This is a genomic window from Euzebyella marina, from assembly GCF_003687485.1.
Lineage (GTDB): Bacteria > Bacteroidota > Bacteroidia > Flavobacteriales > Flavobacteriaceae > Euzebyella > Euzebyella marina.
The window spans coordinates 2,056,748-2,068,617 of the sequence record NZ_CP032050.1 but is presented as its reverse complement, the minus strand read 5'-3'; the positions used below and the strand labels follow the sequence as shown (position 1 = coordinate 2,068,617).

The following is an 11,870-nucleotide window of genomic DNA, read 5'->3' as shown; positions in this document are numbered from 1 at the left end:
TTAGATATTTTGTTGTTTCAACTGTTCGATGATATAGTCAGAAGCCCTCCAAGACAAGGCCAAGATTGTCCATGTACAGTTTTTATCTGCCTGCGATACAAATGGTCCCGCATCAACGATAAATACGTTATCGACATCGTGCAACTGATTGAACTTATTAGTAACCGAAGTTTTGGGGTCATCACCCATTCTGGTAGTACCTACCTCGTGAATGATCTCTCCAGGAGCGTGAAGACCGTAATCTCTATCCTTACCAGGTTTATTCAAATAGATACCGCCCATATTATGGGTAATCTCTTCAAAAGTGTCTTGCATATGTTTTGCCTGACGTACTTCGATATCCGACCACTTATAATTAAACTTTAATACGGGAATACCATAGTCATCAACCGTTGTCGGGTCGATTTCACAATAGTTTTCCTTTCTGGCCAAACCTTCGCCTCTACCACCGAAACCGATAACGGCACCGTAGTATTTTTTAACCTCATCACGAAGCTTATCGCCATAGCCACCGGTAGGCAGACCTAATAATTTATTGAAATTATCTTGATCAAAACCAAAACCATAATTAGGCTGGCTCATACCGCCCCATACTTCAATGTGGTAACCACGGGGGAAGTCTAATTTGCTATGATCGCCCCACCAAGGTGAATACACGTGCATACCACCAACACCGTCTTCGTTATAGGTAACATCACGGTTCATTAGATCAGGAACGAATGCCGCGCCACTACTACCGGTAGAGTCATGTAGGTATTTACCAACCAAATCACTACTATTACCTAAACCGTTAGGGTGCTGCTTACTTTTTGAGTTAAGAAGGATACGGGCAGATGAACAGGCTGATGCGGCCAGAATGACCACTTTTGCCTTCAACTTATATTCTTTTCTATCATCTTTGCTGATGTAAGAAACACCTGTTGCCTTACCTTCTTCATTGGTAGTTATCTCGCGAACCATTGAGTTCACGTAAAGACGAACTTTACCGCCACTTTTTTGTGCCGGAAAGATCAAACAACTGCCTGCCGAGAAATCGGCATAAACCTGGCAAGACCTTCCGCACTGACCACAGTAAAAACATACACCACGATCATTATTAATTCTTTTGGTCAACATTGAAAGTCGACCTGGAATAACAGGAATTCCTGATTTTTTGGCTCCTTTTATATAGAAAAGCTCATGTAATCTCGGTTTTGGAGGGGGGAGGAAAAATCCGTCTGGATCATTCTCACGACCTTCATTGGTGCCAAATACACCGATCAATTTATCTACCTTATCATAATAAGGTTTAACATCATCATAACCGATAGGCCAATCTTCACCATATCCGTCTCGGGTTTTGCCCTTAAAGTCTTTAGGTCCGAATCTTAGCGAAATACGCCCCCAGTGGTTGGTACGGCCACCGAGCATTCTTGCACGCCACCATTTAAAAGTGGTACCTTCTTCGGTTGTGTAGGGTTCGCCATCTACATGCCAATCGCCCCACGATTGATCCCATTCACCAAAAGCACGAGTAGTACCTGCTCCCCTTCTTGGAGAATCATAAGGCCACTTTAACTGGGTCATGGTTTTAGGGTCAGCTGGGTCAAAGAAAGGACCGGCTTCTACTACCGCTACATTAAATCCGGCATCAGCTAGCTGTTTGGTAGCCATTCCACCGCCGGCGCCGGAACCGACAATGATAACATCATACACTTCAGGAGATTCCTTTATCTGCATAGTTAGTTTTAGTTTTTATGAGCGCACAATTTAAAAATTAAAAATGAAAACTCTGTTGATTTAATCAATCGATGTAGTGGATTGGCACAATCTGTATCAACATGAAACAAAATAATACCAATCAAAAATTAGCCATTTGGTTCAAGGCCTCATTTACCGTTTTAACCGGAAGTTTGCACGTAGTATTCTGACACACATAAATATACGTCTCGCCATCGATAAACCTATCTTCGAACAAGGGCAGTTCACTTTTTGAATCACTGCCCACAATTAAGGTATTCGGAAGGTATTTTTGGTTCAAACCGTTTATGACAGGTTTAACATCTTTACCCACCACGGCAATTTCAAAATAAGGATAAACATTGTTAAGGGAAAGTGCGTTCCATTTCGAATAGCTAGCCGGACTTTCTGCGACCAAAGGTTGCATTGAAGCGAGCATTTGCTTCGAACTTTCAAGATATTCTTTATTGTAATCAATATGCCCAAGAAGAAATAAGTTCTTAGCCATTACCGCATTGGGCGATGGAAGTACACCATCATCTGTTTTCACGATTTTTGCAATCAATTCATCACTTTCATTGTAAAAAAACATACCTGTTGTGTCATCAAAAAATCTATCGTAGGCTTCTTTCGTAAGCCGGTCGGCAAAATCGTGGTATTTCTCATCAAAAGTTACCGAATATAATTGCAGGGCCGCATTCGCCAAATAACTATAGTCTTCTAAGAAGCCTTGATTTTGAGAGCTTCCTTCTTTATAGGTATGCACCAACCTCCCATTTTTGAAAGAATTATTTTCGAGAAATTGAAATATCTTTTCTGCTTCCGTCAAAAACTTCTGTTGCCCAAAGGCTTTGTAAGCATCTACTAGACCATTGATCAAAAGAGCGTTCCATGAGGTTATTACCTTATCGTCGATACCCGGCCTTGGTCTAGTGTTTCGGGCATTTAAAAGTTTATTCTTCCATTCTTGTTTTAAAGTGGATAATTTGGATTCATCCATCTTCTCAGATTCTAAGAAATCGACATCATCTGAATTTCTACGTAAAACATATTTATTTTCTTCCCAAGCTTCCTTTTCATTAACGGAATAGTATTTTGCAAAGAGATCAAAATCACTACCCAGCGCTTTTTTCAACTCGTTTTGCTCCCATACATAAAACTTTCCTTCCTCACCTTCAGTATCAGCATCTAATGCTGCATAATATCCCTCAGAGTTACCCTTCATTTCTCTTTGAAGAAATTCGAACATTTCGGAAACCAGCTTTTGGTATTCGACATCCCCAAAAACCGTATAAGCTTTTGAATAAAGGCTCAAAGCCTGTGCATTATCGTAAAGCATTTTTTCAAAATGAGGTATTTTCCAATCAGCATCTGTACTATACCTAAAAAAACCACCGGCGACGTGATCATAGACCCCACCAAGAAGCATTTTATCCAACGTAGTCTTTACATGGGATCGAGTATTCACATCATTTTCTAAGATTGCATAATCCAACAAAAACATCAAGTTGACAGGAATCATGAATTTTTGTGTGCCTTGGTCTCCCCCTTTTTCCAAATCCCAGAACTTCTTCCACTTCTCAACATTTTCAACGAGAACTGTTTTAGAAATTTCACTTTTCTTATTTGTGGGAACAATGGTATTCGCCTCTGCAATACCGGCGGCTACCATATCGGCATATTCCTCCGCCTTTTTGGGGTCATTTTTGTAAAGGTCATTGATTTTGGTCAAGACTTGGGTCCACTGTTCTTTGGTATGGTAAGTGCCACCATACAAAGGTTTTCCGTTGGGTAGTGTAATTACATTCAAGGGCCAACCTCCATTGCCGGAAATCAGTTGAAGAGCGGTCATGTATATTTGATCGACATCCGGACGCTCTTCCCTATCAACCTTTATACTGACGAAGTTCTCGTTCATGACCTTTGCCACTTCTTCATCTTCAAATGTTTCTTCTTCCATCACATGGCACCAATGGCATGAAGAATAACCGATACTTACCAATACGAGTTTATTTTCTTTCTTGGCATCGTTTAACGGTTCTTGGCCCCAAGGGCGCCAATTGACCGGGTTATGTGCATGCTGAAGGAGATACGGACTGGTTTCATTGGCCAATTCATTGGTATACTTATGTTCTTCCTGAACTGGAACGTCATTCTTTTCCTCCTTACAAGAGGCAAGAATTAGAAAAGCGAACAGAATCACTTGAGGGAAGAAAAACCTAAAAACTTTCATAGCGAAATTTCTATCGCTCGAAAATACGATAATTAGTATGATAGAAAACCAAAAGGAATTTATTCCGTAATAAATGCCGATGCTGGCAAGCCAGCTTCGTTAAACAAATTAGGTTCGGCAATATTACCCCACCCAAACCTTACCTTTGTGGGCTCTTTTACCTCTTTTGAAGACAACAATATTTTACCATCTTTTATTTTGGCTTTTGCTTCATGCCAAGTACCATCTGCCGATGCTATTTCAAAATGCGTTGGTTTTTTGTCCTTCGCCATCAACCCTTCGGAGTGATCAAAGGTCAATTCTACAGTTTTACCCTTAATTTCATGGGACTTATAAAGTGGCCCACGAACTTCGCCATCATAACTACCATAGGTCTGTTTTAATGCCAAATTCCCCAATCGTAAACCTACATCTTGCTTATTGGGCGGATGAATATCGTTTACCGTGGCAATATCGCTTACTACCACCATTCCCGAGTTAGGAATATTCTGCTCTGCTCTTCTTTGTGCATCCCTTAAATAAGCGCCTACTTCAGGCACATCATACTTATAAGGTGCAATCTGAACAAAATAAAATGGAAACTCATACCCCCAAGCATTTCGCCAAGAGGCTACCATCTCAGAGAATAACTTGGTATAACGACTATGACGATTAACATTTGACTCACCCTGATACCAAATGGTTCCGGCAATTTTAAAAGGTGTTATGGCATGCACCATTCCGTTATAAAGAAAAGATGGCGTGACTGGGCTCCACGGTGTTTCCTGCAGAGATTGCGCATCGGCATTAAGGTCTTCATTTTCATCAAAGACAGATTTAGTCGCCCATACCTCGGCAGGGGTACCTCCCCAGGCATTGTCAATTAGCCCAATCGGAATATTCAGTTCTTTTTGAAGACGGCGTGCGAAAAAATAACCCACCGCACTAAAAGACTTCATTGTTTCGGGAGAACATACCTCCCAATTACCGGGCAAATCATCTTGCGGAAATTCAGAGGTTCTTCTGGGTACGGTAAAAAGTCTTATTTTGGGGTAGTTGGCTTGATCTATTTCCTCCTGTGCATTATCTATTCCTGCGGCCGTGGTTGCACTCCACTCCATGTTCGACTGTCCTGAACAAACCCAAACCTCACCTATGAGAATATCTTTTAGTACTACTTCGCTATCTCTACCCTTCACATTTACCTGGTATGGCCCACCCGCCTCAGGAGTATTTACAACAACCTCCCATTGAGCGGTAATAGGTGTTTTTACATTATATTCCTTACTATCCCAACTGGTAGTAAGTACTAGTTCTTCACCTGTGCCTGCCCAACCCCAAATCTTCACCTCGTCATTTCTTTGTAAGACCATATGGTCCGAAAAAATATGGGGAAGTGCCACTTGGGCCAAAATAACCTGACTTGAGAAAAACAAAAGAGTTAAAAAGAAGTGCTGAATTTTCATTTTTTGAATAGCGTTAAGTTTGAAGTCTTAAATATATCAAATTATATACTCAACAAATATTTGGCCCTTATTTTATATAGATTTAAATATCTTTAGATCATCAACCAAAAATCATTAAAATGCAAGGCAAAAATTTTTACATTAATCGTCGCAACTTTTTAAAAGGCACTACTGCCGCCATGGCTCTTTCTTCATTTGGTGCATATGGCCTTGATCTAATTTACCGGGAAAAGCCTTTAAGAGTTGGGCTTATCGGAACAGGTTGGTACGGTAAAAGTGATCTTTTTAGGCTCATTCAAGTAACGAACGTAGAAGTAATATCGCTTTGCGATGTCGATAGCCAAATGCTAGCGGCAGCGGCCGATTTGGTAAGCAAACGTCAGAAGTCGGGCAAGAAACCGAAGACGTATTCCGACTATAAAAAAATGTTGGCTGAAGGTGATTTAGATGTTGTTCTGGTCGGTACGCCCGATCACTGGCATGCGCTACAGGGTATTGAGGTGATGAAATCAGGTGCACACGTCTACTTGCAAAAACCAATTAGTGTTGATGTACTCGAAGGAGAAGCATTGATCGCCGCAAGCAAAAAGTATGGTAAAGTAGTACAGGTAGGCACGCAACGTAAAAGCACACCTCACCTCATCGAGGCCAAAAAGAACATTGTTGATGCCGGCCTTTTAGGAAAGGTTTCACATGTAGAGATCTGCTGTTATTATCATATGCGTGATACACAAAACAGGCCGCAAGCACCTATACCTGATTTTTTTGATTATGATATGTGGACAGGTCCTGCACCCATGCGAGAATTCGATGGCCTGCCCCATAGAAGATGGAGAGCCTTTATGGAATATGGAAATGGTATAGTGGGCGACATGTGTGTTCATATGCTCGACACCGTGCGGTGGATGTTGGATTTAGGTTGGCCCAAAAGAATTAGTTCAACGGGAGGCATTTACGTTCAAAAAGATGCCAAAGCAAACATAACCGATACCCAAAATGCCGTATTTGAATTTGAGGAAATGGAGTGTATATGGAAACATCGAACATGGGGTACTGCTCCCGACCCTGAATACCCTTGGGCCTTCAAAATTTTTGGGGAAAAGGGTACGCTATCGGGAAGCGTCATGCAATATGACTTTGTTCCGGTTGGAGATGGAAAGAAAATTCATAAAGATGTTATTTACGAACGTGAAAAATACCCCGAAGACGTAACGGAAAAAGATATAGAACTTCATGCAGCACCCGCCACCCGAGGCCATATGCTAGACTTTCTAGCTGCAATTGAAACAGGTTCAAAGCCGGTCGCGAACATACAGGAAGGACATATTTCTACCGCGAGTTGTATCTTGGCCAATATGGCTCTGGCTTTGCAACGCCCTCTTTCGTACAGTCAAGAACAACAACTTATTTTGAACGACCCTGAAGCTACTAAGCTTCTAAAAAGAAGCTATCGCGAGGGTTGGCAACATCCTCATTCTTAGCTCAAGACTTTGCTTCCATCATCTGAAAAATCAAATGATTTAAAAGGCCAACTTTATAAACTTGAACATTATTAATTTGCATTATCTATAGAACTTGCGCCATCATATAATCAAAATTTAGACTGACTTATTTGGTAATCATTAAATAATCTAAATTTTGTTGAAAACGGTATGATGATACTACTTTTATTATCCATATTTGTGCAAATATTATTGGAACCGACAAACTTTTTAGCAAATGAAAAAGTGTTTGATTACAGGAATTACAGGTCAAGACGGAGCATACTTGGCTGAATTTTTACTTAAAAAGAATTATCAAGTGCATGGCCTTAAAAGAAGGTCATCTTTGTTCAATACCGATAGAATTGACCACCTCTATCAAGACCCCCATGTAGAGAACCGAAATTTGCATTTGCACTATGGCGATATGACCGATAGCACCAATCTTATTCGCCTTATTCAAGAAATTCAACCCGATGAGATTTACAATCTGGCCGCTATGAGTCATGTTGCAGTTTCTTTTGAAACACCTGAGTATACTGCGAACGCAGATGGTATCGGCACCCTTAGAATATTAGATGCAGTTCGCCTTCTAGGCTTAGAGAAAAAAACAAGAATCTATCAGGCTTCCACTTCAGAGTTGTACGGTAAGGTTCAAGAAGTACCTCAGTCTGAAACAACTCCATTCTATCCTCGTAGTCCATATGCGGTAGCTAAAATGTATGCCTATTGGATTACGGTGAACTATCGTGAGGCTTACGGAATGTTCGCTTGTAATGGTATTCTGTTCAACCACGAATCGCCCATTAGAGGGGAGACTTTCGTGACCAGAAAGATCACCCGTGCAGCTTCAAAAATAGCATTGGGTCTTCAAGATAAAGTGTATTTAGGAAACCTTGATGCCAAACGAGATTGGGGGCATGCCAAAGATTATGTTCGTATGATGTGGATGATTCTTCAGGCAGACGAACCTGAAGATTGGGTAATTGCCACTGGAAAGACTACTACAGTAAGAGATTTTGTTAGAATGAGTTTTGGCGAAGCCGGTATCGAACTCGAGTTCAAAGGTGAAGGTGTAAACGAAAAAGGTTACGTTGTTTCTTGTAACGACCCAAAATACCAATTGGAAAAAGGAACAGAAGTCGTAGCTGTCGACCCTAGATATTTTAGACCGACCGAAGTCGATTTGTTGATTGGTGACCCGAGTAAGGCCAATAATAAATTGGGATGGGTACCAAAATACCAACTTCAAGATTTGGTAAAAGATATGATGCAGAGCGATTTGAAATTGATGCAGAAAGACACTTATCTAAAAGATGGTGGATACCGTATCATGAACTATTTCGAATAAAATGGATAAAAATTCCAAGATTTACATAGCTGGGCATAGAGGTTTGGTGGGCAGTGCCATTTTAAAACAACTCAAAGCCAAAGGCTATACCAATTTCGTTTTTAGAACACACGCTGAATTGGATTTGGTCGATGGTAATGCCGTTGGTGAATTCTTTGCGAAAGAAAAACCGGACTATGTTTTTTTGGCTGCGGCCAAGGTTGGCGGTATCGTTGCCAACAATACCTATCGTGGTGATTTCATTTATGCCAATCTCATGATTCAGAACAACGTGGTTCACCACAGTTATCTCAATGGGGTTAAAAAGTTGCTCTTCTTAGGCAGTACCTGTATTTATCCAAAAGAGTGCCCTCAGCCGATGAAAGAAGATTACCTTCTAACAGATGTTTTGGAGTATACTAATGAGCCTTACGCTATTGCGAAAATTGCCGGCATTAAACTTTGCGAGAGTTACAATTTACAGTATGGTACCAATTACATTTCTGTGATGCCTACCAATCTGTACGGGCCTAACGATAACTTTAATTTAGAAAAATCGCACGTATTACCGGCCCTCATTAGAAAAATGCATTTAGGAAAAGCATTGGAACGCAATGATTGGACATCCATTCGGGCCGACTTGAAGAACAGACCTATTGAATCAGTTGGTGAAACTGCCGAAGAAAATGAAATTCTTCAAATTCTTTCTAAATACGGAGTTACCAAATCTGATGGGAACGTTTCTGTTGAAATTTGGGGTAGCGGCAAACCAATGCGTGAGTTTCTATGGTCAGAAGATATGGCCGAGGCTTGTGTTTTCATTATGGAGAACAGGAACTTTGAAGATACCTATGAAAAGGGCCAAAAAGAGATTAGAAATACCCATATCAATATTGGCACGGGTAAAGATGTCTCTATTCGAGAACTTGCGGAAACCATCAAGCAATTGGTCGATTTTGAAGGTGTCTTGAAATTCAATGCCGATAAACCGGATGGTACTATGAAAAAGCTTACCGATGTAAGCAAGCTGCACGATCTTGGTTGGAAGCATAATATTGAATTGGAAGAAGGTATCAGCAAAATGTATGAATGGTACACCACTTAGAACTAAGGGCTATTCAAAAAAAATAAAAATGGCGCCATTAACCAATGGCGCCATTTTTAGTAGTAGTCAATATATCTTAATACTTCCTGTTCTTTCTTTTTCTAAGTTTGTTGGCTTCTCTATCTCCCTTAAACTTTTCCTTTACGGGATCCCATTCGATGGTTCTGCCTAATTCGTATGCAATATTGGCAACATTACAAACGCTCGCCGAACGATGGCCGGTTTCTACATCACAAATCGTGGTTCCCCTGTTTCTTATAGCAGCAAGCCAGTCTTCATAATGGTTGCCTCTATCTTCAAATTGTTCGGCGGGATTACCTCCATTCGGCATTAAAATGTTAGTTGGTGTAGTTTCTAAGAACCCCCTACTTACATCCATCGTCCCTTCCGAGCCAATAAAACGTACGGCCCATCCCCTACCAAAATCTTCATGTACCATTTCTATTCCATTTTCATAGTACATTTTTAAACCTCTAACTGCATTAGGGTCTTTTGGAGGAATATATTTCACAGGACCGGTTCTATCCATCCCCAAACACCATTGGGCAATATCGAACATATGGGCACCCCAATCGGAAAGAATACCCCCGCCGGTCTCCTTAAAATCACGCCAATCCGGATACTTGTCTACCACCTCGGGTGCAATCGTATGATGATAGGTCAATAATGGTGCGGGGCCGCACCATAAATTCCAATCAATACCATTTGGGGTAGGCTCGGTAGGTAAATCGTAAGCTCGTGCAGGATCGCCCACATTAACCAAAACCTTTTTTATATTGCCCAATTGGCCGGAGCTAACAATCATTTGAGCTTTTTTAAACTTTTCCCAAGACCTTTGCATGCTGCCAACCTGAAGAACCGTTTTATTCTTTTTAGCCGCATCTACCATAATTCTTCCTTCAACGATGGTATTGGTCATCGGTTTTTCGCAGTACACATCTTTACCGGCATTCATGGCATCAATAGATTGAATCGCATGCCAGTGGTCAGGGGTCGCTACAACTATACCATCAATATTTTTGTCTTCGAGCATCTCGTTATAATGTAAATAAGTAGCTACACCATTGTAATTTGATACCCCGCGCTTTTCTGCATAATAACCCTCAACTATCGACTTAAAACGTTCCATTTTCGATGACCACACGTCACTGCCAGCAACCACTTGAGCCTGAGTTTCGCCCGTAAAACGGTTGGAAAGAATACTTCCCTGTTTTCCTAGACCGATGTAGCCTAAATTTATCTTATCATTTGGTGAAACGTACCCTTTACCCAGCACATGTCTAGGTACTATGGTCACTAAGCCGGCCGCTAGTGCAGAATTTCGTAAAAACTTTCTTCTAGAAATTGTTGAGGCGTCAACTGGTTTTTGCTTTTCCGTTTTCATTATTGATATCTTTTCTACTGGTTCAATTTTAGTATTTCACTCCCGGCCAATAAAAAGGCACCTGTACCAAAGTTTTGCCAGCTATCTGCTGAAGCCGGTTCAGGGCTAGCGCCAATATCTTGAACCCAGCCGACCATTCCGTTTTCTTTTTGGCATTTTTGTAGGGCGTTCCACGCTTTTGTGACTACTGGTGTGTATTCCTTTTTATTAAGAATACCATTATTGATTCCCCAAGTTAGGGCAAAGGTGTAAAAGCCGCTTCCGCTCACTTCTCCGTGGTCATAAGACTCGGGTGACAAGAGGCTGGTTCTCCACAACCCATCGCTATGCTGAACCTCTTTAATTTTGGTAGCCATCTCTTTGTAAAGATTCAGATAAAAATCGCGATGCTCATAATCTTCGGGCATGTCTTCTAAAATAAGGGCCAAGCCACCTATCACCCATCCATTACCACGAGACCAGAAAATCTTCTTTCCATTTTCCTCTTTCAAATCCTTTTCATTTCCTTTCCAAAGAAACCTGATATCGCGGGCAAAGAGATGTTCTTCTTTATCGTATAATAATTCATAAGTCTCCAGATAGAGTTCATGCATTTTATCCAAATAACTCTTATCGTTTGTAATTTTTGAATAAACCGTAAGTACCGGCGGTGCCATAAAAAGAGCATCGCACCACCACCAAAGAATCTGTTGATCAGTACCCTCTACCCCATCACGCCAAGGGTGCGGTTTGTATAGATGATCGACCAAAAACCTTTCGATCGGTTCAAGGTCGACCATGCCTTTTCTTATTTCATTAACATAGAGATACGAATAGGAAATAATAATATCATCGGCATGGTAAAAACGGTCCCAAGGTTTCCACTCATTTACATAACCCATGGTTTTAACGGCGGAAGAAAAAATGGGATTATTGGTCGATTCATGTGCCTTAGAAACACCCACGTAGTAGGCTCCATTGGTCCAATCGGTGGGTGATGAAGTAAAAATGGGATGCTGCTCTTGCCATTCCATCGCCTTGACCATAGAAGCCTCGACATTTTTTGAATCGATCTTTTGAGCTGTCAATAAGGTGATAGATACGATAGGTAGTAGCCTAAGTACATATTTCATCAGGCGCAATGCGTAAGTCATAAGTTGAGTTTTAGTTGTAATTGAAGTTTTTGAGGTTGTT

At 41.0% G+C, this 11,870-nt stretch carries 8 protein-coding genes; 3 read left to right on the top strand and 5 right to left on the bottom strand.

What is annotated here, in order from left to right; translation table 11 throughout:
- The 3 genes from D1013_RS08635 to D1013_RS08625 form a co-directional block, all read right to left on the bottom strand.
- Positions 1-1,719, bottom strand: a complete 1,719-nt coding sequence (locus tag D1013_RS08635) for a GMC family oxidoreductase (RefSeq protein WP_121848443.1) — start codon at positions 1,717-1,719, stop codon at positions 1-3.
- 121 nt (positions 1,720-1,840) lie between these two features.
- Complete coding sequence (locus D1013_RS08630) at positions 1,841-3,952, bottom strand: thioredoxin domain-containing protein (RefSeq protein ID WP_121848442.1); 2,112 nt, start codon at positions 3,950-3,952, stop codon at positions 1,841-1,843.
- 59 nt (positions 3,953-4,011) lie between these two features.
- Entirely contained in the window at positions 4,012-5,397 is a 1,386-nt protein-coding gene (locus D1013_RS08625) for a sialate O-acetylesterase (protein WP_121848441.1), read from the bottom strand.
- Between the two features lie 119 nt (positions 5,398-5,516).
- On the opposite strand from D1013_RS08625, the gene D1013_RS08620 reads away from it, so the two are divergent.
- From D1013_RS08620 to D1013_RS08610, 3 genes are all read left to right on the top strand, one after another.
- The gene (locus D1013_RS08620; protein WP_121848440.1) at positions 5,517-6,878 is read left to right on the top strand and encodes a Gfo/Idh/MocA family oxidoreductase; all 1,362 of its coding nucleotides are present in this window, start codon (positions 5,517-5,519) and stop codon (positions 6,876-6,878) included.
- Positions 6,879-7,116: 238 nt separating this feature from the next.
- Positions 7,117-8,229 carry a GDP-mannose 4,6-dehydratase gene (gene gmd, locus D1013_RS08615; protein ID WP_121848439.1) on the top strand — a complete coding sequence of 371 codons (1,113 nt, stop codon included), beginning with the start codon at positions 7,117-7,119 and terminating at the stop codon, positions 8,227-8,229.
- A 1-nt stretch (position 8,230) separates the two neighbouring features.
- Complete coding sequence (locus D1013_RS08610; RefSeq protein WP_121848438.1) at positions 8,231-9,313, top strand: GDP-L-fucose synthase family protein; 1,083 nt, start codon at positions 8,231-8,233, stop codon at positions 9,311-9,313.
- A gap of 76 nt (positions 9,314-9,389) precedes the next feature.
- Here D1013_RS08610 and D1013_RS08605 read toward each other — a convergent pair whose 3' ends face one another.
- Both D1013_RS08605 and D1013_RS08600 read right to left on the bottom strand, forming a co-directional pair.
- Positions 9,390-10,697, bottom strand: coding sequence for a Gfo/Idh/MocA family protein (locus D1013_RS08605; protein WP_121848437.1), 1,308 nt, complete (start codon positions 10,695-10,697; stop codon positions 9,390-9,392).
- Positions 10,698-10,711: 14 nt separating this feature from the next.
- A complete protein-coding gene (locus D1013_RS08600) occupies positions 10,712-11,830 on the bottom strand; it encodes a glycoside hydrolase family 88/105 protein (RefSeq protein ID WP_121848436.1) in 1,119 nt (372 codons plus the stop codon).
- Between the last annotated feature and the right edge of the window lie 40 nt (positions 11,831-11,870).